The 22,709-nt window shown below is 29.4% G+C and carries 27 protein-coding genes and 2 other annotated features; of the genes, 20 read left to right on the top strand and 7 right to left on the bottom strand.

Annotated elements, in window-relative coordinates:
* Nucleotides 1-228: 228 nt before the first annotated feature.
* The 6 genes from FYJ83_RS17350 to FYJ83_RS17325 all read left to right on the top strand — a co-directional run bounded on the left by FYJ83_RS17350 (nt 229) and on the right by FYJ83_RS17325 (nt 5,069).
* Nucleotides 229-591, top strand: a complete 363-nt coding sequence (locus FYJ83_RS17350; RefSeq protein ID WP_154442748.1) for a GntR family transcriptional regulator — start codon at nt 229-231, stop codon at nt 589-591.
* On the top strand, nt 591-1,289 hold the full coding sequence (locus FYJ83_RS17345; RefSeq protein WP_154442746.1) for an ABC transporter ATP-binding protein: 699 nt from the start codon (nt 591-593) through the stop codon (nt 1,287-1,289). Before FYJ83_RS17350 ends, FYJ83_RS17345 begins: the two co-directional genes overlap by 1 nt.
* A gap of 10 nt (nt 1,290-1,299) precedes the next feature.
* Complete coding sequence (locus FYJ83_RS17340) at nt 1,300-2,145, top strand: hypothetical protein (RefSeq protein ID WP_154442744.1); 846 nt, start codon at nt 1,300-1,302, stop codon at nt 2,143-2,145.
* Between the two features lie 101 nt (nt 2,146-2,246).
* Complete coding sequence (locus FYJ83_RS17335) at nt 2,247-3,473, top strand: M48 family metallopeptidase (RefSeq protein WP_154442742.1); 1,227 nt, start codon at nt 2,247-2,249, stop codon at nt 3,471-3,473.
* Nucleotides 3,474-3,552: 79 nt separating this feature from the next.
* Nucleotides 3,553-3,942, top strand: coding sequence for a GntR family transcriptional regulator (locus tag FYJ83_RS17330; protein WP_154442740.1), 390 nt, complete (start codon nt 3,553-3,555; stop codon nt 3,940-3,942).
* An 11-nt stretch (nt 3,943-3,953) separates the two neighbouring features.
* The gene (locus tag FYJ83_RS17325) at nt 3,954-5,069 is read left to right on the top strand and encodes a DUF1648 domain-containing protein (protein ID WP_154442738.1); all 1,116 of its coding nucleotides are present in this window, start codon (nt 3,954-3,956) and stop codon (nt 5,067-5,069) included.
* Between the two features lie 47 nt (nt 5,070-5,116).
* On the opposite strand, the gene FYJ83_RS17320 is transcribed toward FYJ83_RS17325, so the two are convergent.
* The 3 genes from FYJ83_RS17320 to FYJ83_RS17310 all read right to left on the bottom strand — a co-directional run bounded on the left by FYJ83_RS17320 (nt 5,117) and on the right by FYJ83_RS17310 (nt 6,639).
* Complete coding sequence (locus tag FYJ83_RS17320; RefSeq protein WP_154442736.1) at nt 5,117-5,353, bottom strand: hypothetical protein; 237 nt, start codon at nt 5,351-5,353, stop codon at nt 5,117-5,119.
* Nucleotides 5,354-5,427: 74 nt separating this feature from the next.
* The gene (locus tag FYJ83_RS17315) at nt 5,428-5,640 is read right to left on the bottom strand and encodes a CDIF630_02480 family spore surface protein (RefSeq protein WP_154442734.1); all 213 of its coding nucleotides are present in this window, start codon (nt 5,638-5,640) and stop codon (nt 5,428-5,430) included.
* Nucleotides 5,641-5,706: 66 nt separating this feature from the next.
* Nucleotides 5,707-6,639 carry a VanW family protein gene (locus FYJ83_RS17310; protein ID WP_216585500.1) on the bottom strand — a complete coding sequence of 311 codons (933 nt, stop codon included), beginning with the start codon at nt 6,637-6,639 and terminating at the stop codon, nt 5,707-5,709.
* 201 nt (nt 6,640-6,840) lie between these two features.
* On the opposite strand from FYJ83_RS17310, the gene FYJ83_RS17305 reads away from it, so the two are divergent.
* The 13 genes from FYJ83_RS17305 (at nt 6,841) to FYJ83_RS17250 (ending at nt 16,350) form a co-directional block, all read left to right on the top strand.
* A complete protein-coding gene (locus FYJ83_RS17305) occupies nt 6,841-7,323 on the top strand; it encodes an AI-2E family transporter (protein WP_195838046.1) in 483 nt (160 codons plus the stop codon).
* A gap of 1 nt (nt 7,324) precedes the next feature.
* Nucleotides 7,325-7,915, top strand: a complete 591-nt coding sequence (locus FYJ83_RS17300; protein WP_154442730.1) for an HD domain-containing protein — start codon at nt 7,325-7,327, stop codon at nt 7,913-7,915.
* Nucleotides 7,916-8,228: 313 nt separating this feature from the next.
* Nucleotides 8,229-9,194 carry a BclA C-terminal domain-containing protein gene (locus FYJ83_RS20505; protein ID WP_195838045.1) on the top strand — a complete coding sequence of 322 codons (966 nt, stop codon included), beginning with the start codon at nt 8,229-8,231 and terminating at the stop codon, nt 9,192-9,194.
* Between the two features lie 330 nt (nt 9,195-9,524).
* Nucleotides 9,525-10,127: an HD domain-containing protein gene (locus FYJ83_RS17290; protein WP_154442728.1), complete on the top strand. Its 603-nt coding sequence runs from the start codon at nt 9,525-9,527 to the stop codon at nt 10,125-10,127.
* Between the two features lie 10 nt (nt 10,128-10,137).
* Nucleotides 10,138-10,770 (top strand): non-canonical purine NTP pyrophosphatase, encoded by a 633-nt coding sequence (locus FYJ83_RS17285; RefSeq protein WP_154442726.1) that lies wholly within the window; start codon nt 10,138-10,140, stop codon nt 10,768-10,770.
* A complete protein-coding gene (locus FYJ83_RS17280; protein WP_154442724.1) occupies nt 10,770-11,258 on the top strand; it encodes a GNAT family N-acetyltransferase in 489 nt (162 codons plus the stop codon). The genes FYJ83_RS17285 and FYJ83_RS17280 overlap by 1 nt, the downstream gene beginning before the upstream one ends.
* A 39-nt stretch (nt 11,259-11,297) precedes the next feature.
* The gene (locus FYJ83_RS17275; protein WP_154442722.1) at nt 11,298-11,492 is read left to right on the top strand and encodes a DUF4177 domain-containing protein; all 195 of its coding nucleotides are present in this window, start codon (nt 11,298-11,300) and stop codon (nt 11,490-11,492) included.
* 91 nt (nt 11,493-11,583) lie between these two features.
* The gene (locus FYJ83_RS17270; protein WP_154442720.1) at nt 11,584-12,630 is read left to right on the top strand and encodes a MerR family transcriptional regulator; all 1,047 of its coding nucleotides are present in this window, start codon (nt 11,584-11,586) and stop codon (nt 12,628-12,630) included.
* Nucleotides 12,631-12,793: 163 nt separating this feature from the next.
* Nucleotides 12,794-13,264 carry a GNAT family N-acetyltransferase gene (locus tag FYJ83_RS17265; RefSeq protein WP_154442718.1) on the top strand — a complete coding sequence of 157 codons (471 nt, stop codon included), beginning with the start codon at nt 12,794-12,796 and terminating at the stop codon, nt 13,262-13,264.
* 70 nt (nt 13,265-13,334) lie between these two features.
* Nucleotides 13,335-14,192 (top strand): aminoglycoside 6-adenylyltransferase, encoded by an 858-nt coding sequence (locus FYJ83_RS17260; protein ID WP_154442716.1) that lies wholly within the window; start codon nt 13,335-13,337, stop codon nt 14,190-14,192.
* A gap of 71 nt (nt 14,193-14,263) precedes the next feature.
* Entirely contained in the window at nt 14,264-15,289 is a 1,026-nt protein-coding gene (locus FYJ83_RS17255; protein WP_154442714.1) for a hypothetical protein, read from the top strand.
* Nucleotides 15,286-15,450, top strand: a complete 165-nt coding sequence (locus FYJ83_RS19745; protein ID WP_195838044.1) for a hypothetical protein — start codon at nt 15,286-15,288, stop codon at nt 15,448-15,450. Before FYJ83_RS17255 ends, FYJ83_RS19745 begins: the two co-directional genes overlap by 4 nt.
* Nucleotides 15,451-15,750: 300 nt before the next feature.
* Nucleotides 15,751-16,350, top strand: coding sequence for a DJ-1/PfpI family protein (locus tag FYJ83_RS17250; RefSeq protein ID WP_154442712.1), 600 nt, complete (start codon nt 15,751-15,753; stop codon nt 16,348-16,350).
* Nucleotides 16,351-16,405: 55 nt separating this feature from the next.
* Here the strand turns inward: FYJ83_RS17250 and FYJ83_RS17245 are convergent, their stop codons facing one another.
* From FYJ83_RS17245 to FYJ83_RS17230, 4 genes are all read right to left on the bottom strand, one after another.
* Nucleotides 16,406-17,167 carry an ABC transporter ATP-binding protein gene (locus tag FYJ83_RS17245; RefSeq protein WP_154442710.1) on the bottom strand — a complete coding sequence of 254 codons (762 nt, stop codon included), beginning with the start codon at nt 17,165-17,167 and terminating at the stop codon, nt 16,406-16,408.
* Entirely contained in the window at nt 17,133-18,032 is a 900-nt protein-coding gene (locus tag FYJ83_RS17240) for an ABC transporter permease (RefSeq protein ID WP_154442708.1), read from the bottom strand. Before FYJ83_RS17240 ends, FYJ83_RS17245 begins: the two co-directional genes overlap by 35 nt.
* 17 nt (nt 18,033-18,049) lie before the next feature.
* Entirely contained in the window at nt 18,050-19,033 is a 984-nt protein-coding gene (locus FYJ83_RS17235) for an ABC transporter substrate-binding protein (RefSeq protein ID WP_154442706.1), read from the bottom strand.
* A gap of 252 nt (nt 19,034-19,285) precedes the next feature.
* Nucleotides 19,286-19,524 (bottom strand) — a binding site (T-box leader).
* A 149-nt stretch (nt 19,525-19,673) separates the two neighbouring features.
* Nucleotides 19,674-20,660 carry an ABC transporter substrate-binding protein gene (locus FYJ83_RS17230; protein ID WP_154442704.1) on the bottom strand — a complete coding sequence of 329 codons (987 nt, stop codon included), beginning with the start codon at nt 20,658-20,660 and terminating at the stop codon, nt 19,674-19,676.
* A gap of 253 nt (nt 20,661-20,913) precedes the next feature.
* Nucleotides 20,914-21,152 (bottom strand) — a binding site (T-box leader).
* Between the two features lie 229 nt (nt 21,153-21,381).
* Between FYJ83_RS17230 and FYJ83_RS17225 the strand changes: the two genes are divergently transcribed.
* Nucleotides 21,382-22,605 carry a GGDEF domain-containing protein gene (locus tag FYJ83_RS17225; RefSeq protein WP_154442702.1) on the top strand — a complete coding sequence of 408 codons (1,224 nt, stop codon included), beginning with the start codon at nt 21,382-21,384 and terminating at the stop codon, nt 22,603-22,605.
* Nucleotides 22,606-22,709 lie beyond the last annotated feature (104 nt).

Here is a 22,709-nt window from a genome sequence, read left to right as displayed (position 1 = left end):
CCTTGGTTTTCCATACGTAATAGATGGTAAATATATGATATATAGTATAATATTGACAAAATGGATGCTGTATTTAGAGCATCCATTTTGTCAAAGCTTAAATTTTACATTAATGCAACACTAGTACTCTTAGGGCTTATTTTTTTTCATAAATAATCATTGACAATCATAGGGTTATAGTGTACTATATAATTAATACACTAAGACGATAAGGAAAGAGGTGGAGAAATGATATTTAATGATAATTTACCAATTTATTCTCAGATTATGAATTTGATTAGAAAGAAAATAGTATCAGGAGAGTTGAAAGGAGGAGATAAATTGACATCAGTTAGAGAAACATCTACAGAACTAAAGGTAAATCCAAATACAATACAAAGAGCTTATCAAGAACTAGAAAGAGAAGGTTTAGTATTTACACAAAGAGGTATGGGAACTTTTGTTACGGAAGATATGAAAATTATAAAGGATTTAAAGAATAATATGGCTTCAAATATTATAAAGTCATTTTTAGCAGACATGGAATCTCTGGGATTTACTTCAAAGGATATAATAGAATTAATTAATGAAAGAGTAAAGGAGGTTAAGTAATGGAAAATATCATAGAAATTAAAGGGCTTACTAAATCCTATCTTAATAAAAAGGCATTAAATAATGTAGATTTAAATTTAGAAAAAGGAAAAGTTATTGGAATCTTAGGTCCAAATGGTAGTGGAAAAACTACTATGATTAAGATAATTACAGGAATACTTAGACAATCTAAAGGAGACATTTTAGTAGATGGCAAAAAACCAGGAGTATATACAAAGTCTGTAGTATCCTATTTACCAGATAGAAACTTTTTATATGAGTGGATGAATATACAAGATGGAATTAACTTCTATAAAGATTTTTATACAGACTTTGATGAGAATAAGGCATATGAATTATTAAAGTTTATGAAATTAGATAGAAATGCAAAGATAAGTTCACTTTCTAAGGGAATGACAGAAAAATTAAATTTGACTTTAGTTTTATCAAGAAAAGCTAAGGTCTATGTATTAGATGAACCAATAGCAGGAGTAGACCCAGTAGCAAGAGATCAAATCCTTGATGCCATAATAAATAACTATGACAAAGAAAGTACCATGTTAATTACAACCCATTTAGTTAGAGATATGGAAAATATCTTTGATGATGTAGTATTTCTAAGGGATGGGGAAATTTATTTAACAGGAAATGCAGAAGACCTTAGGGAAGAAAAAGGTATGCAAATAGATGAACTTTATAAAGAAATATTTGGTGAATAGGAGGGGTAAAATGAGAAAATATATGAAATATGAAATAAAAGGAAGTTATAAATTTATTTTAGGTATAATAGCCATAGTATTAATTGCATCAACTATTATACAACTTAATATATCTAAACAAATGAAGCTTGACATGATGGGTTCAGGAAATGATATTACAGGTTTTGGAACATTTATGCTAATTGCATCAATAGCAGTCATATTTGGAGCATTCCTAACAGCGTTTTTTCAGATCATAGGATCCTTTAGAAAAGAACTATATGAGGATAGAGGTTACTTGACATTTACACTACCTCTCACTGGAAATCAAATACTTGGAAGTAAAATAATAGTTGCTTTATTATGGTATTTAGCTTTAGGACTTTCCATAGTTATATATAACCTATTACTTGCATTCATTTTATTTGGTGGAGAATGGATAAAAGTTGGAAAGGAAATATTCAATATGATAAATTCTGGAGTGTTTTCTCTAGGGATAATATCAGGATTATCAGTTATTATGACTCAAATTCTAATTTATTTCTCCATGGCTTTAAGTAAGGTAAGTGTAAGAAATAAAAAGATTGGTGGTCTATGGTTCATAATATTTATAATATTAAATGCTTTAACTAGCTATTTAGTTTTTAAAATTAGCAGTGTATTTCCATACTTCTTAGATTTAAGTACTTTTAAAGTATTGCATCAGTATGAAGCACATTCCTTAATGAATATAGTTGGTAATGTACAGGGGCAGACAATAATGCTTGGAAATAATAATATTTTTATAAATATAATTGGTAGTCTATCACAAATAGTAATTTCTGTATTGGCTTTTATAACTACAGGACATATAATAGAAAAGAAAATAGATCTATAAAAAATAAGGAATTAATTTTCCTTATTTTTTTCTATATCATAAATAAAAAAAATTTAGAATAAAATAACTAATAGGGTAAATTATATAGAAGAGGTGATACTATGACTAAAAAACTCAAACTAACTATTTCCATATTCTTCTTATTGCTATTAATTTTTATTGGGATAGTTTTAACTAGTGAATATACAAATATGAAAAACATAAGGGCTGAATATTCAGATTTATCGGAAGAATCCTATAATCTTAGAAAGGATAGTCTGAGAGTGTGGGGAATAAGGCTGATATTACAATTTTTTATACCATTGATATTTCTTACATCAAGACTATCTAGTGGAATAAGATCTTTAATAGAGAGAAAATCTTTGTTTTTAACTGGATTATTTTATGGAATTATATTTTTTACTCTAATGTTTATAATAAACCTTCCATTAAACTATTATAGTTCTTTTTACTTAAGTCACAAATATGGTTTGTCTAATCAAACATTCTATAGATGGCTGGAAGTCTCCCTTAAAAGCTTTATAGTAAATGATTTATTAATATGTCTTTTTATATTTGTACCATTTTATATAATAAAGAGAAGTCCTAAAACTTGGTGGTTACAATTATCTGTTTTAGCCATACCAGTAATTATATTTATGGTATTTATTTCACCTTTTGTAGTAGACCCTATATTTAACAAATACACATCTATAGAGGATGAAAAGCTAGGTAAAGAAATAACAGAACTTCTACATAAGGCAGATATAGGAGATGCTAGTATATATAAGGTAGATAAATCTAAGGATACTAAGACTATGAACGCCTATATGACAGGAGTATTTCATTCTAAGAGAATAGTGTTATGGGATACAACTATTAATAATTTAGATGAAAAAGAAGTTTTAAGTATAACAGCACATGAAATAGGTCATTATGTAAAGGGACATATTTGGAAAAATATTATTCAAAGTAGTTTTAGTATAGTATTGTTATTATTTTTAGTCCATATTACATCAACTTGGATACTTAAATCATCACATGAAACTTTTGGGATAAAAAAACTTCATGATATAGCTGCACTGCCACTTTTGCTCGTGGTTTTAAACTTTTATTCATTTATAGGATCACCAATTATGAATTATTTTTCTAGAGAAATGGAGATAGAGGCAGATGCCTATGAGATTACTTTAACAGAAGATAGAGAGTCAGCCATATCTGCCATGGAAAAATTATATAAAGAAAGTTTAGGGCTTCCTCGTCCAAGTAATATATATAAAATATGGTATTTTACACATCCTACATTAGAAGATAGATTGGAGTTTTATAGAAATTATCCTCTTGATTAAATCAAGAGGATTTTTATACATTGACAAGACTAAATCATCTGTTATATTATTTATATAACAGAATGAGAGGATGAAGCCTATGTTGCTTAAAATAGATTTTGAGTCTGAAACCCCTATATATGAACAGCTTAGACGGCAGATTATAATAGGAATAGCCAAAGGAGAGCTGGAAGCAGGAGAAGAGCTTCCATCTGTTAGACAATTAGGTGGAGATATTGGAATAAATCTTCACACTGTAAACAAAACATATAATATATTAAAGAATGAAGGCTATTTAATCATTGATAGAAGAAAAGGAGCCATGATAAAGGATAACCTACCACAGGCAGAAGAAGAATATTTGCGAATTTTGAAAGAGGAGTTAAATTACTTAATAGCAGATAGCAAAAATAGAAATATAGATAAAGAAGAATTTATAAAAATTTGTTCAGATATATATGATGAAATTATAGATAAAAGTCACAAATAAGAGGTGATAAGATGCCTGAAAAGATGATTACAATATTATTCTATTGGTTTACTTTACTGATATTGCTTATACTTCAAATATTAACTCCTGAAATAACTAGAAAAAACATACTTTTAGGAGTAAAGATACCAGGGGATAAAATGAAAACAGAGGAAGTTAAAAATATTATAAAAGGATTTAGGAAAGAAACTCTTATGGTAGGTGTACCTGCATTGATTTTAACTCCTATTTTAGTATATTATTTAGAGTACATTTATATATTTGATATTTCAATTTTTCTATATTTAGGATTACTTTTTACTATATATCTACGATGGAATAAAAAATTAAAGAAGTTAAAAGAGGAAAATGATTGGAGATATTTAAGTAAAGGTGTAGTAGTGGTAGATATGAAATTTAGCAGGGATAAGGCAAAAACAACTATAATATCTAGGAAATGGTTTATAATTCCCATACTAATAATTGTAATAAGTACATTACTTTCTATTAAAATGTATCCATTTTTACCAGATAAAGTAGCCACTCATTGGGATTGGAAAGGAAATATTGATGGTTATATGGATAAATCCATGTTCACAGCTTTGTTGATTCCTATGAGACAATTTTTGATGGCTATAGTATTATATATAACCTATTATTTTTCTATAACTGCAAAGCAACAGATAAATTCAAGAAATCCAGAAGATTCATTAAGAAGAAATATTATATTTAGAAAAGTATGGTCTATTTACTTTATAATATTACTGGTATTAATCGAAGTCTTTTTTACTGTTGTAAATATGTTGGTTTTAGGAATTATAAAATATAATGCTTTAATTAATATTTTAGGGGGAATTACTTTTGGATTTGCAATTATAGTCTCTGTAATTTTAAGCATAGTAGTTGGGCAAGGTGGAGATAGACTAAAACTAAAGGATAGTAAAGAAACTCTAAGTGACTATGATATAGATGATGATAGATTATGGAAGCTAGGAAATACGATTTACTATAATCCAGAAGATGTATCTATATTTGTAGAGAAAAGAGTGGGAGTAGGCTGGACAATTAATGCAGGAAGACCAATTGGTATGGCTATTATGATATTACCAATTATTATAGCAATATTAACTATAATAGTTGTGAAATAAAATAGAAATTTTAAATATAAAGAACTAAAGTGATGGAATCCATCACTTTAGTTGTGTCTAGAAGCTAAATCATTTAATAAGTCGGAAGTCAACGTATTAATATCTTTCATATGTTGGTTAAGTTTATTAAATTTAGCTGTTAATTCTTTATCTTTTGTATTTCCCAAGTCGTTGGCATTAAGCAACATATTTATACTTGTGAAATGCTCCATGCTAGAAAAGTTGTTTTCTTCTATTTTTTTAGCTTGATTCAGTATTTCTGCAATTGCTTTTGGGTTTTCCATACAATCATCCTCTCATAATTCATATGATTAGTATGCCTAAATATATAAAAAATATCATAAAAAATAGCCATAGGCTATTTTTTATTTACATCATCTACCCATTCCTTTGCAGATACAACTGCATCATAGGTTGGTATTGAAACTTTTGATTCTGGTATTTTCTCTTCTGTATCGTAATATATATCTGTTGGTGAATATCCAAAATGAGGATCTCTATGGTTTTTATATGTTCCAGTTGATGATAAATTTTCAGTTTTAGCATTTAAACTTCTTTTATCCTTTTTCATTTAAAAACCTCCTTAAAAGATTTAATGATTTATTATATAATACCCAATAAATTTTAAAATATAAAATTAATTGGTTTCAATTACTTTAGGTAATGGCTGATAATGACTAATTCCCATATTTTTTATAATATAATGTCCATCGCCATAAGTGATTGTAATAGTTGATTTTACAGTTGCACCATCCATACCATTTAATACAGTTTTCATTTCACCAGAATTTAATTTTTCATTTTTGATATATTTTGTAGATGGAGCTACAATATCTTTTACTTCATGGTTCCAAATTACTTTAGGAGGCTTTTCACTTCCATAAAATCCCATATATAGTCTATTATCAATCATTTCTGTCCAAATCAATATGGAACTTTCAGTAGTATTTTTAAATCTAAGATCCTTTACTCCATATGCCACTGTTGCATCTTGACCATAAGGTACATAGTTAATAGGCATGGAGTGGTTGTGTCTTTCTATGATTTCAAGATTAGATAAGACTGCTAAGTTGTAAAGGGTAGTGGCAACCTTGCATACACCTCCACCTTCAGTCATTATAATATTTCCACCTATATAAGATGCACCTTCTTTGAATCCTCTGACTTTAGTATAAGGACCTATATTGGTATTTTGAGAAAATATATCTGAAGGTTTAACTACTAGTCCTTTAGCTTTTCTGGCTGCTAAATTAACATTATATTCTTCACCAGGTAAAGGATCCTTGAGAACTGCACAAAATCCTGCAATAAGAGTGGGAGTATTATGTTTCTCCTTAGCCTTTAAAAATTCTTTATCATTTCTCCAAGGCATATTGCTTACTTCAGAAGAAGCTTCAGGAATATCATATCTATCTTTAATTTTATTAATAATAAATTCTACTTCACCACTTATGTTATTAGAATTTTTCATCAAAGTCTTATATTTATTTTGATTATCAATAGAATAGACATTATTTGATAATAATATGGTTAAGCTAAGGGATAAAATTATTTTTTGAAATTTTCTCATAAAAAGACCTCCATTATTTATGTGTTAGTATTATAGTTTCTTGATTTTATAGAAAAAATATTCTTATGTTAATTGCCATTATATGTAATGTAATAAAATAAAAATAATTTACTGTTTTGAGGATTTTATATTTATTAGAGGAATAGGTATGGTATAATTTCAAATAATAGAATTAATGATGTATAATATAGGAGAATGATAATGGCTAATAAAATGGAGTTTTTAAAAAAAATAATAAATGATACAGAAAAAGGTATTAAAGGTTATATAAAGGCTCAGGTTAAATTAATGTTTATAACCTTTATTATTATGAGTATAGGATTAACTATAATAGATGTTCCCTATGTAATATTGATTTCTTTAGGAATTGCAATATTAGATATAATTCCAGTTCTAGGGGCAGGATTAGTTATGATTCCTTGGTCTATAATTAGTTTTATAGCAGGGCAAAATAAGATGGGAATTAATTTATCCATTATATATATTGTCTTGTTGATTTTAAGGCAAATAATAGAACCCAAAATAGTAGGAAAAGAAATAGGACTTAGACCACTTTATACATTTGTTGCAACTATATTAGGTGCTGCAATCTTAGGTCCATTAGGAGTTATACTTGGACCCATAATAGCCATAATAATTAATTCAATTGCAAGAATAAAAAAGGATTCAGATGAGGAGAGATAAAATGATAAGTAAAAGACTTATGAAAGATATAGAATTTATAGTGGAATTAGATAAAATGAAAAGCATATTAAGGCAGACAAGCTTAATCAATGAAGACAGGAGAGAAGATGATGCACAGCACTCATGGCATATATCAATAATGGCAATGGTATTGGGAGAATATTCCAATGAAAAGATAGATATATGTAAGGTGATAAAAATGTTACTTACTCATGATTTAGTAGAAATTTATGCAGGAGATACTTTCTGTTATGATAAAAAAGGAAATGAAGATAAGAAAGAAAGAGAAATAAAAGCGGCAGAAAAAATATTTGGAATATTAGAAGAAGATAAAGGTAAACAATTCAGAGAATTGTGGGATGAATTTGAAGAAGGTGAAACAGCAGAAGCGCTATTTGCAGCTTCTATGGATAGACTTCAGCCAATGTTAAATAATTATAATAATGATGGTGGAACTTGGAGAAAATTTAATGTATCAAAAGAAGATATATATAAGAGAATAGAACCAGTGAAAAAATCTTCAGACCAATTATGGGAATTTGTTGAGAGTATGATTGAAGATGGAGCTAGGAAAGGTTTAATTCAACATTAGTGATTAGTTTTTATTTAATATAGAAAGTAGAATGGATAGATTATAATTTCCATTCTACTTTTTAATTTTTATTGAAGATAAATAATTTATAAATGATTGTAACACTTTTTTGGCTTGTACATAGACTGATAATGGGAACAGAAAATTGCAGCTTAATATAAAATCCCACTAGATTATGACAAAAGCTTCTATTGAAGCGTTAGATGTAACTTTTGTTGAAACTCACCTACGGAAAGTTCATTATTTATAAAAGATAAAAAATATAACTTTCCCTATTGGTTATAAAAATTATGATAAAAGGAAGGGGTAAACAATGGGTTATAGTATAATACCAAATCAATCTAATTCATGTGTAGTACCAAGAGGATTCTCTAATAAACGAGACTATTCGCTTTTAGATAATGCTATGATGAGATATTATCAAGAAAATGGATATTCATGTTCATGTTGTGGAGGATGTATGCCATGGCCACCATGTCCGCCGAATCCACCATGTCCACCATATCCACCACATCCACCGTGTCCACCATATCCACCATGTCCACCGAATCCACCATATCCTGGACAATGTTGTTGTCGTGGACCAAGGGGACCACAAGGACCACAAGGACCAATGGGTCCACAAGGCCAAGCAGGACCACAAGGACCAATGGGTCCACAAGGTCCAATAGGAGCAACAGGTCCGGAGGGTCCACAAGGCCCAGCAGGCCCAACAGGAGCAACAGGCCCAATAGGACCAGTAGGTCCAGAAGGTCCACAAGGTCCAGCAGGAGCAACAGGAGCAACAGGTCCAGAAGGTCCACAGGGACCAATAGGTCCAGAAGGCCCACAGGGACCAATAGGTCCAGAAGGTCCACAGGGACCACCAGGAGTTGCAGTTACTGAAAATTCTATGAATGCACAGAATGCAACTGGAGACACTATCCTTGTAGCATTAGGTGGTACTACTATAAGTCTGCCTGATAATCAAAACTTAGATGATTTTACTGTTAATGGAACAAATACTGTCTTTACAGTTCCTGAAACTGGAACTTATCTAATAACTTACCAGATTAATGTAACCGTAGCTTTGCTTATATCTTCTAGAGTACTTCGCAATGGTACAGCAATTCCAGGTTCTGTTTTCTCTCCAATAGCTTCTGTAACAGGTTATACTGCTACTACTATAACTACACTGAATGCAGGAGATCAGCTTGAGCTTCAATTATTTGGCTTAGTAGGTACAGCAATACTTCAAACTGGTGCAGGTGCAACTATGACTGTAGTACGTCTTGCTTAATTCCATTTGTACGGAATATATGTAAGAAGCTATGTTCTTGTATATCTTTCAATATAAAAATATTTAATGTAGATAACGCTATTCACTTAGAAGTAAAATCTTAGGTCTAGAGGAGTTTAGCTCCTTCTAGACCTAAATTTATTTTATAACCAATAAGTAATTAAATAAGACTTTGACTCAATATTTTTTGAATCTTGTGATAGAAGATATATGATTATATATGGATATTGAAAGGATATGAATAGTTAGATATAATTAGTCCATAGGAAATTTAAGAAATCCGTGGAAAGTAAAAGACTTTATTAGTTAATTTTATATGGGAGGTATAAGGTGGAAAAATATCTAGATTTTAAGGTAACTGGTGACTTTAAGAGGGATATACATTCATATTTTTTAATGTATGGCAGAGAAGATACATATGAACATACACTTGATGTAGTTACAGAACTATATAATATTAAAAAACAATTTGGTTCCATAGAAGAAGGAAGCGAAGTTGCCTGTTATTGTCATGATTTAGGAAGAGTAGTGGATAAGGATGAAATAATAAGGTTTTGTATAGAAAATAACATTGAAATTACCCATGAAGAAAAGCAAATGCCTTCAATCCTGCATCAAAAGATATCAAAACTTATAGCAGAAAATGTATTTGGAATAGAGAATGAAGACATATTAAATGCAGTTCGGTACCATACAACCTCAAGGAGACCACCAAGTAAGATGGAAATAGAAGTATTGTTAGCAGATAAATTAAGTTGGAAAGAAGAAGGGTATGAAAAACTTATAAATGAGATTAGAGAAGCCTTAAAAGACTCAAGGGAAAAAGCAATATTACATTATTTAACGGATTTAGAATTAAATAAGGAAACATTACTTTTATATCATAAGGATTCCAAGGAAGCTTATGAGTATTTTAGGGATAAATTTATGTAAGAGGTGAAAAATGAGAATATTATATGGAACAACTAATATAGCAAAACTTGAAAGTATGAGAGAAGTTTTAAAAGGATTAGATATAGAAATAATAGGATTGAACTCAGTTATCATACAAAATGATACTATAGATGAAACAGGAAATAATCCATTGGAAAATGCAAGAATAAAAGCATTAGAATATTATAGGAGAACTAAGATACCAGTATTTTCCTGTGATTCTGGGCTTTATATAACAGGAATTGAATCAGAAAAACAGCCAGGAGTACATGTAAGACGAGTACATGGAAAAGAGTTAACAGATGAAGAAATGATAGAATATTATGGGGGTATTGCTAGGGAAAATGGAGGACAAATATTAGCCAGATATGAAAATGCAATTTGTCTTGTGGTAGATGAAAAGCATATCTACCAGTACCAAGGAAAGGAAATATCATCAGATGAGTTTCTAATTGTGGACAAGCCTCATACAAGAAGAAATAAAGGATTCCCCCTTGACTCTCTATCAGTAGAAAAGAACAGTAAAAAATATTATTTAGATATGAAAATAACAGAAAAAGAAGACAAAATAGGCAATGGGTTTAGAGAATTTTTTAAAAGATATTTGTTGGGATATAATAATAGTGCCATGGAGGGGAGGTAATGACTAATATTATTGGAATTTGCGGATATATATATAAACTAATAGATGACCAAGAATTAAAATCAAATATTACCGACTTTGTACTTAGACAATTGCCAGACTGGTTTGGAATAGAAGAGTCTATTATAGAATATGTAGGTAATGTAAAAGAAACCGTATTTTATTCAGCTTTTGATGATGGTAAACCTATAGGATTTTTAAGTTTGAAAATTAATAATGAATATACATCTGAAATATATGCTATGGGTATTTTAAAAGAATATCATAATAAAGGAATAGGCAGAGATTTAATTGAAAAAGCAGTAGGTTATTCTTTAGAAAATGATTATAAGTTTTTAATGGTTAAAACCCTTGGAGAATCTCATCCTGACAAGAACTATAAAAAAACTAGAGAATTTTATAGAAAGGTAGGATTTTATCCTTTAGAGGAAATTAAAGAAATTTGGGGAGAACAAAGTCCATGTTTATTAATGGCAAGAAGTCTATAATAGTTTATATTATATATAATATTTAAGGAGGGGTTAACTTTGGATAGATGGGAATATAAGACTATTAAATTTGGATTGAAGGGATTTGGTGGAGGAATATTAGAAACTGAAGACTTTAATTATGAACTTAATAAACTAGGCGACCAAGGATGGGAATTAGTATCTTGTTTTACACCAAATGGGGCTAATGGCTATAGTAGAGATGCTATAGCAGTGTTTAAAAGAAGAAAGTAGAAAATAATAGAATATATTTAATTGTTTTCTTGACCTTAGTCCTAGACTAAGGTTTATTCTATATATAGAATAATATAGAGGGGGCACAAAAATGGAGAAAACTTATTCCATAAAAGAAGTATCAAATATATTCAATATTACAACTAATAAAATAAGATTTTATGAAAAGAAAGGATTGATTAAGCCAAAAAGGGATTTTGAAAATGCCTATAGGTATTTTACTGAAGATGATTTAATTAAATTACAGACCATATTAATGTATAGAGAATTAGATATACCAATAGAAAATATTAAGGATATATTTATAGATGAAAGTAAAGATAATATACTGAACCATTTCCATGTTCAATGGGAGGTAATAAATAATCAAATTCATAGAATGCAGTTAATAAAAGATTCCTTAGAAGAAATTATGGATAATATTTATGAAAGTGAAAGCGAAGCATATAAAGAAAAAACAATTAAGATAATAAAATCTATGAATGACCTATGGCAAATAAAAAATCAGTGGAAAGATAAATGGGATTTTAATAGTTGGGCTAGAACCTATGATAAGTCGGTAGAAAAACATAGTGGAAGCTTAAATTTCTACAAATATTATAATGGGATATTAGATACAGTCTATGAAAAATCAGTTAAAAATAAGGAAAATACCATAAATGTACTGGAAATAGGTGTTGGAACAGGTAATTTAGCAAATAGGTTTTTACAGGGGCAATATGATATTATTGGAATAGACCAGTCTAGAGAGATGCTAAATGTTGCAAAAGAGAAGTTTCCTGAATTAAAATTAAGGTTAGGAGAATTTTTAAATATACCCTTTGGAAATGGGAAATTCGATGTAATAGTATCTACCTATGCTTTTCATCATTTAAATGAGAAGGAAAAGAAAATTGCCATAAAAGAGATGATAAGAGTATTAAAAGATAATGGAAGAATAGTAATAGGTGATTTGATGTTTGAAAATCAAGAGGCAAAAGAAAAAATTATAAGTAGATTGACTAAGGAAGAAATTGAAGAAATAGAGGACGAATACTATTCAAATATTCAATCATTAAAAGATGAATTTAAAAGATATAGTAAGGATTTACAAATAACTAGAATGGATGAATTAGTGTTTATCATTGAAGTAAATTAAATTGTAATAATATAAATAGTAGTGGAAAGATTTATTGAAATACTTTAAGATAATGGGTATAAAAGACAAATAGAATAATGAAAACTTAGTTTATAGAAAATCAAAAAAGTTTATTAAGCTTATTAGAGTATAATCGGATAGTTATGTGAAAGGAGAAAATGTTATGGAATATAGAATAGCGGGAATTGAAGACTTTATAGAACTATCGCAGATGAGGTGGGATTTTAAGACTGAAGGAAAGGATACTTTAAACTTTATAAATAAAGATATATTTATGAAGGAATGTTATAAATTCTTTAAAAGCGGATTAGAAGAAGGAAATTGGACTCATTGGATAGCATTAGATAATAATATGATCGTATCCCATATTTCTATTAATCACATTAGAAAGATTCCGAAACCCAATAGAATTATTGACGAGTATGGATATGTTACAAACATCTATACAAAACCGTCATATAGAGGTAAAGGAATAGGTTCTAAACTTATGGACAATGTAAAGACTTGGGCAACAGAAAAAGATTTGGAAATATTAATAGTATGGCCAAGTCATGAAGCAGTTAAGTTTTATGAGAGAAAAGGATTTAAATCAGATAATGATATAATGGAATTATTTATAAGATTTGATGACTAGATTACAATCTATTAAAACTATACATTCTTCATTTGATTTGCAATTAAGATTGTAAAAGGAGAGAAAATATATGAGAAAAGAAAATGAAGTGATAAATCAGATATTGGATTTTGCCAATAATGAAGATAGAGTTAGAGCTGTTATGATGAACGGTTCAAGAGTTAATGCTAATGCACCTAAAGATATAATGCAAGATTATGATATAGTATTTTTTATAACAGATATTGAAGATTTAAGTTATAAAATAAATCAGAAATGGATCAAGGCATTTGGAGAACTTGTTATTATGCAGCAAAATGATTTTGATGATGGATCATATATTTTTCTTATGCAGTTCAAAAATGGAGTTAGAATAGATCTTAGTTTTAAAGATATAAAAAATATTAGGGAAATAGTTAAAGAAGATACACTTAGCAAAATACTATTAAATAAAGATGATAATGAGCTTACAATACCTATACCTAATGATACTGGTTACTATGTACTAAAGCCTTCAAAAAAGGAGTTTGATAAATTATTGAATGAATCATGGTGGATTCAAACCTATGTTGCCAAAGGAATATGGAGAGATGAATTACCCCTTGCTAAATATATGTTTGATGTTATTTTAATGGATTGTATAAGAACATTATTATCATGGCATATTGGGGAAAAACACGAATGGAATATAAATGTTGGGAAGTGTGGAAAATGGTTCGAAAAATATTTATCCGATGAAATGTACAACGACTTTGTTTCCATATATCCAACTATAGATTATGATGAAATGTGGGAATCGTTGTTTAGAGCAGGTAGATTTATACGAAAATTAGGGAATTCATTAGCCGAATCACTTGAATACCATTATCCTACTAAAGACGATATAAATGTAACAGAATATATTAAAAAGATTAAAACGTTGCCTAGGGATGCTAAAGAATTTAGATAGGAATTATAATATAGAAATAATAGGTTTCAATTTTACTGGATATTTTCATCAATATGGAGGCGAGGGATAAGATGATACTAAAACATTTAAAACAACAGATGTTACTTCCTATAGAAGAATATATTATTAATGAACGTGTACATATAAGAGGGAGAGATGTTTTAATCTTAAGTTTTACTGTAGATAAAGAGAAAAATAGACTATGGATTATATATGAAGAAAAAAGTTGTCCTATAAATGAAATTGATTGTGAATATAGAGAAAAGATCAAGACCAATAGAGAAGAAAAGTTACACAGCATTGAAGAACACAGTAGACATAAGGAGTTCTATATAAAGCAAATAGAAATACAGGGGCAGATTGTTAATTTTAGTTCATCAAGAAACAGTCATATCAATAACAGCAACCTGGAAGAGATAATGCAGTTACAGCATTTTATTGAAAAAGGCTTAATTCCAGAAGAATGGGATGATATAAATCTGGAAAATCTAGTGATTGCTCAATATGAGCAAATGGAAGAGGAAATTACTCCTAGCATAGATAAGACTAAGGAATTAGATATAAAACTATACATCAATCAAAGCTTCATAGAAAAACCAATACAACATTGTTTTAAAGTAGATTTTGGAAAACAAAATATAGGAACAAAAATCGTGTATTATGATAAAGAACTTGGTAGGGAGAGCTGTTTTTTTATAAATGAAATCTATTCTTTTGATATATATGAGGATATAAAGGAGAAGGCTGAAAAAATTGAAGATAGAGAGATACGGGATAAAAATCTTAATATATTTATGGAAGGATTGAAAAACGTTTGTCCAAGGGGTAAAAATCTAGCCGTTATAAAATATGAAACAGTAGATAATATTCAGCTTAATTTTTATATAAAAGACTATTTAGAAGCAACACCAATATATAGTAATTCTAGTATTGGAATTATCGGGAGGACTAATAAAAATGAAATAGGAATCAATGGATATAGGTTGCGAGAATGTGTACTTCAGCCTATAGACAAGGATTTTAGCGGTGAACTGGAGATTGAACTATTTTCTCAGTTTCTTGAAATACCAGAGGAAAGCGTAAAAAGTATAAGATGAGAGTAAGTTTAGATATGAAAGAAGTATTTATTATGTTGTTAATCTCAGTATTACCTATTGGATGTAGGGCTATAGAGAATGGTATCAATATCAGATTGCCACCAGTATTTTATTACTTGAATTCAAAAGCAATCTATGATACAATTTATTTAATTATATGAGAGGGGTGTATCAATGAGCAAAATTCTTGCTAAATAAGAAATTTTAATATGCACAGAAATACATTCTTAGGAATGGCTTATTTTAGTGCGTAATTTAGCGAGAACTCTCTTTCAAATATTTATTGACATTTGAGGATGATTTTATCATCTTTTTTTGTACTCTTTTTAGGCTTTAATTATGCTGAGAGATTTTCTCTCAGCATTTTTTTGTGTGTTTGGGGGTGAGTGTAATGATCAATTTATGGAAGAAAGATAAGTGATTTTTAAGTAAGAATATTAATTAAACGAGGTGGATAGTTTATGAGTAAAAAGAAAACAGCAGTATTGTTATATGATGATTTTAGTAACTATGAGTTTAGTGTAATGTTATCAATATTTCTTCAGGCTGATAAACCCTATACAACATTCAGCTTAACTAAAGATCCAGTTAGGAGTGAAGAAGGACTGAAAATAGTTTGTGATGCATTAGTTGAGGATTTGAATATAGAAGAGTTTGATTCTTTAGTATTAACAGGATGTATGGATCTTGAACCCATTATCAATGAAGAGAGAATATATTCGTTTTTGAAGCAATTTGATCTACCTAGAATTAAAATTGCCAGTATCTCCAGCACTCCCTTTTTACTTGCAAGGGCAGGTTTATTGAAGAATAAGCGTTATCTGGCTGGGATGTTAAAGGAAGAATTATTAAAACATGGTCATACAACCATAGAAGAATTAGAGGGTATGGTGGATATAGCAGAGTATAGAGAATCCTATGAAGAAATTGGACATTTTATAAAAGATGGGAATATACTTACCTCTGTAGGTGCATTCTTTAGAGAATGGGCAATTGAGTTTGGAAAGATGTTAGAATTGGATTTCGAATCAGGATGGTATGGAGATTTTAAGAAAGATTAATGTTGTAATTATACACCACTCCTACATATTAAATAGTAGGAGTGGTCTTCTTTAACTATGCAAAATTGTGCAGCTTTTCTCTATATATATCAATTAATTCTTTCTCTGTTACATTTATGCTAGGCTTATCTAATAGGATTTCTCCCTTATCTAACATTACTATTCTATCTGAATATTCTATGGCATCTTTCATATTATGAGAAATCATTATGGTTGTCATAGAATATTTTTTTATTAATTCTCTTGTTCTTTGCATTATTACATTAGAGGTTTTAGGATCTAAGGCTGCTGTATGTTCATCAAGTAAAAGTAAGTCAGGATGTTTCATAGCAGCCATGACTAAAGATAAAGATTGTCGTTGACCTCCAGATAAAAATTTTACCTTTGTATTTAACTTGTTTTCAAGACCTAAATCTAAATCCTTTAGTAATTCTATATATCTATCTATATTGTTTTTTCTTATAAGTTTTCTTAAAGTAAATTTTTCTCCTTTTTTATTTGCTAAAGACATATTCTCCAATATAGTAAGAGAGGGAGATACTCCCATAGAAGGATTCTGGTATACTCTTCCAATATGGTTAGCTCTTTGTTCTTCTCTTAAGTTTTCTATATTATGGCCATTTAACACTATTTGACCTTTATCGGCTAAAATACTTCCACCTATAATATTAAGGAGAGTAGATTTGCCACAGCCGTTAGAACCAATTATTGCTGTACATTTATTTTCTTCAATTTCCAAATTGAAGTTTTGAAAAATATTAATTTCATTATCTGTATTTATATTAAATTTCTTTGATAAGTTTATTATTTTCAACATCTTTATTTCCCTCCTTTTTTTTCACTAAATTTACGATGTCAGCTGCAAAATTATTATAGGATAAAAATACTATTACAATTATTGCATTTATTGCCCTAAGGTCATTGGGATTTAGACCTAAATCTATGGCAATACCACCAATGATTTTATATATTATTGCTCCCAATATGGCCCTAGTAGTATTTTTAATTTTATTGGAACTTTTTCTTATGGTATCTCCTATTATAATTGAAGCAAGGGCTACTACTATAATAGAGTTTCCCATGGTTATCTCAGCAAATCCTTGTACTTGAGCCATTAACGCACCACTTAGAGCTACTAATCCATTGGCTAACATTAGTCCTATTATTTTATACTTATTGCTATTTTCTCCAAGGGATTTTACAAGGGACTCATTATCTCCAGTTGTTATTAGTAAATAGCCTGTTTCTGTTTTTAGAAATTCATCTAGTAGAATTTTTATAGATAGTACAATTATAGCTAAAACTATTAGATTTGGACCTAAATCAAAAATAGAGTTATAGCTAAATAATGGTATATTAGATTTTCCATTTATTTTTAGATTTACAGAGTAAAGCATGGTCATAGTAAGAATACCTGATAGTAAAGGTTTTATCTTTAGCTTTGTAAATAAAGTGGCTGTAAAAAGTCCTGCTAATGTTCCACAGAAAAAAGCTATTGATGTACTTACTATTGGATTTATTCCCATGGATATAAATTTAGCAAATACAAAGGCTCCAAAAGGAAATGTACCTTCTACAGAAAGGTCAGCTATATCAAGTATTTTGTAAGTTATAAATACTCCCATGGCTAAAATTGCAAATATTAATCCTTGTTCAAAAGAAGTAATTATTAAGGAATTCATTTATTTCACCTCATTATTTAATGATTTTTTGTTGCATCTTTAAAAGCTTTATTATTTTTATCAATGCCTAAGACTCCTAGAGTGTTTTCATTGAAAACTTTCTTGGTATTAGTGGCAGTTTCTGAAGGAATTTCAGATGGTGTTTTTCCATCAACTAAGATTTCCTTAGCCATTCGTGCTGTTTGTTTCCCTAATTCATAGTAGCTAATTCCATCGGTTATGAGAATACCATTATTTACATGGGAGTCTTCAGCACCTACGGTAATTAATTTATTAGATTTAGCCTTTTCAGAAACTATATTTATGGCAGATGCCACCTTATTATCTGTTATTGTATATATTCCATCTACCTTTTTAATTATAGAGTCCACTGCTTGGGGAATATCAGATATATTGGATATTCCAACCTCTATAATTTCAAGACCAATGGAAGAACCTAAGTCTTTTGCCATTTCCACTTGAATTTGTGAATTTTGTTCATCAGTATTAAAGATAATACCAATTTTTTTAATATTTTCATCTAAATCCTTAAACAATTGTAATTGTCTATCCATAGGACTAGCATCTGATGTTCCCGTTATATTTCCTCCTGGTTTTTCCATAGAATCAACTAGTTCAGCAACTACAGGATCTGTTACTGCACTGAAAAGTATAGGAATATCTTTCGTAGCTTGTTTAGCAGATTGTGCAGCTGGTGTAGCTATGGCATAGATTAAATCTACTTCATCTTTTACAAATTTCTGAGAGATAGTAATAGTAGTAGGAATGTCTCCTTGGGCATTTTGATAGTCTATTTCTGCATTTACTCCAAGTTCTTTTAATCCATCTTCAAAACCACGTCTTGCATCATCCAGTGCTTGGTGGTCAGCCAATTGGCTAATTCCAATTTTATATACCTTTTCATCTTGAATATTGTTTGCAGTATCAATATTAGAACTACAACCTGATAAAACCATAATACCTGCCACTGTTAAAGATAATAATTTACTAAATTTTTTCATTTTCTTATCCTCCTATAATTTAATTAATAAAAAATATAGGATATTAGCTTAGATTGAATCCATGGAATAATTAGGGGAAGTGTTCGCTAAGTTAGGTCATATTACGCAGTCTCACTACACAAATTCATTTGTTCGTTACACTCACATGAATTTGGCGTTCGTTGCGTTTGACCTACTAAAGCTCACTAGCGTTCGCTAAGTTAGGTCATAAAAAAATCTTCCGTCCCTATAAATATAGTTTTTAACTATATTTATAGGGACGGAAGATTATATCTCCGCGGTACCACCCTAATTATGACAAAGTCATCACTCAATCAGACCTAACAGTCCTATCCCTTGTAACGATGGGCCTTCGGATTTCCCTACTTGCAATTGACTTTTAGGAAATCAGCTCAGGAGTGTATATTTCATATCTTGTTATTGTTGGTTCTCACCCTTCCCAACTCTCTTTAAATAATCAATGATATCTTTCTCTCCATCAGAGCAATTTTTAATGTTAAAAACTATAATAATACTTTAGTGTAGTAATGTCAATATGTTTTTTAAAATTACTTAAAAGTTTTCTGATGGATTCAATATAGAAACTGATATAAATTAGGGTTATAAATATAGCTAAATATTTAGTTTTTATTAATTAAACTTATTTTCCCACTTTGACAGCATCTTTAAATAATGGGATTGTTTCATCTAATCCTAAGGATTTTAGGGTATTAATATTTATCGTTGTAATAGTTTTTTCAGCCATTCCTACAGGTATAGTTGAAATATCTTTTTTATCTAAGAGAATTTCTTTTGCCATTTCAGCTGTCTGTTTACCTAGTTCATAATAACTTAGTCCATTTGTTATTAACAGTCCGCCTTTTACTTGAGTTTCCTCGGCACATACGGAGATAATTTTTTTATCTATAAGTTTCTTTGATAACAATTCAACAGATGAAGCTATTAAATTGTCAGAAAGGGCATATAAGGCATCGATCTTATTTAGTATAGAGTCTATTGCCTGGGGAAGTTCATTTATACTACTTACTCCAACGGTGATTATTTCCAATTCTTGGGAAGAAGCTATTTTCTTTACTTCTTCTATTTGAATTTCAGAGTTGGATTCATTTGTATTATATAATATACCTATAGTTTTAATGGTAGGGTCAATTTCCTTGAACATTTTTAGCTGAGAATCAGCAGGTGCAAGATCTGATGTACCAGTTATATTTCCACCAACATTTTTCCAATCCTGAACTATTTCTGCCTTTACAGGGTCAGTTACAGCACTGAAAAGTATAGGAATATCTTTCGTAGCTTGTTTAGCAGATTGTGCAGCTGATGTGGCTATGGCATAGATTAAATCTACTTCATCCTTTACAAATTTCTGAGAGATAGTAATAGTAGTAGGAATGTCTCCTTGGGCATTTTGATAGTCTATTTCTGCATTTACTCCAAGTTCTTTTAATCCATCTTCAAAACCACGTCTTGCATCATCCAGTGCCTGGTGGTCAGCCAATTGGCTAATTCCAATTTTATATACCTTTTCATCTTGAATATTGTTTGTAGTATCAATATTAGAACTACAACCTGATAAAACCATAATACCTGCTACTGTTAAAGATAATAATTTACTAAATGTTTTCATTTTCTTATCCTCCTATAATTTAATTAATAAAAAATATAGGATATTAGCTTAGATTGAATCCATGGAATAATTAGGGGGAAGCGTTCGCTAAGTTAGGTCATATCACGCAGTCTCGAAACTCAAATTCATTTACTCGTTACACTCGCATGAATTTGGTTCTTGTTGCGTTTGACCTACATCAACTCACTGTCGTTCGTTGTGTTAGGTCATAAAAAAATCTTCCGTCCCTATAAATATAGTTTTTAGCTATATTTATAGGGACGGAAGATTATATCTCCGTGGTACCACCCTAATTATGACAAAGTCATCACTCAATCAGACCTAACAGTCCTATCCCCTATAACGATGGGCTTTCGGATTCGCCTACTTGTAACTAACGTTTAACGAATCAGCTTAGGAGTGAATATTACATATCTTCTTAATGTTGGGTTCCACCTATTCCAACTCTCTGTAATTAAGTTTAGATATCTTTCTCTCCATCAAAGCATTTTTAATATTAAGAATAATAGTAATACTTTAAATTGATAATGTCAAGAGAAATTTATAGTTTTTTAAAAATAATAAAAGTAAATTAGTAGAATATAAATAAATTCAATAGATTAGGGTATATCAATTAATAAATTACTGAAGATTGCAACTATTATAAATATCATTGGAGATGCTGGAGAGATAAATTTATCTGATAAAGAACAAGATAAAAGTCAGACTGGGGGGGTTGGAATTGATTAAAAGAAAAAAAGTAAGATTAATTAGTTTAAGAACATATGCAATTCCAATAGGTGCAGTGATAATATTTACAATAGCTGGAATTCACTTTACCGATATGGTTAGTCGATTTTTAGTTGATCACATGGAGTGGGAATCTGATAGGTTGGCAAATAATTATATGTCTAGGTTATCAGATTCTGTTGCTGCAACTAATGTAATACAAGATTTACTTAATGAAAAGTTAATCGTTGCCAATAAAACTCTCTGGAAACATAGAAGTGAAATAAATAATGTATTTTTAAAAGAGCTTTCTAAGGATTTAAAAATTGATGAAATATATTTATATAATTCTAAGGGAGAGATAATATATTCTACTAATGATAATTATGTTGGATGGACGGCAAAAGAAGGACATCCTGTATATAATTTTATGAAAGGTATGGAGGATTACTTAGTTGAAGATATTCGAAAGGACACTGAATCAGATAATTATTATAAATATGCCTATTCTAAACATTCCAATGGTGAATTTATACAAATCGGAATTTTATCTGATAAAGTATATGAATTAACCAATAGATTTAGTGTGCAACAGTTTATAGATACATTAGTAGGAGAAAACAATATAACATATATACATTTTGTAGATAATGATTTTAATATTACTGCTAGTAGTGATAAAACCAAAATAGGTGATACTGCATTTAATGAACTAGTGGAATCAGAAAATATTAGACATAATAGAAATTACTTAAAAAGCTATCGGCATATATCCACCTATAGAACATTTTCATCTATATACGTTGATGGTATAAAAGCTGGTACTTTAGTGATAACTTATTCTTTAAAGAATACGGTTACTTTAATAAAAAATATAACAATAATAATTATACTGATTTTATTCTTTTTACTTGTAATATATGAAATAATGACATTTTTAATAATCCACAAAAATTATAAAATTGAACGCTTAGGGTATTATGATTCTTTGACTAAATTGCCTAACAAAGAACATTTTATAGAATTCTTTAAGGAGGACATATTTGTTCATAAAGAAAATAACAAGGCATTGCTTCTAATAAATTGTAGCAACCTTAAACTTGTGAAATTAATATTTGGATACCAAGGATTAGACAATATGCTTATAGAAATAACTAAAACATTAAAGACTCTAGATATTAATAATACACATTTATTTAGGTATTCAGAAGATAGTGGAAAGGCAACCCTTTTTTAGACAAATTTATTCCGAACAAGAATATACTTTCTAAATACTGCCTAAGCTGCTAAATCAAAGCTAGCTCTATTTCTATATTCAATTGGTGATATGTATCCTAAAGA

The sequence above is a fragment of the Tissierella pigra genome, from assembly GCF_009695605.1.
GTDB lineage: Bacteria > Bacillota > Clostridia > Tissierellales > Tissierellaceae > Tissierella > Tissierella pigra.
This window is presented reverse-complemented; position numbering and strand designations above follow the sequence as displayed.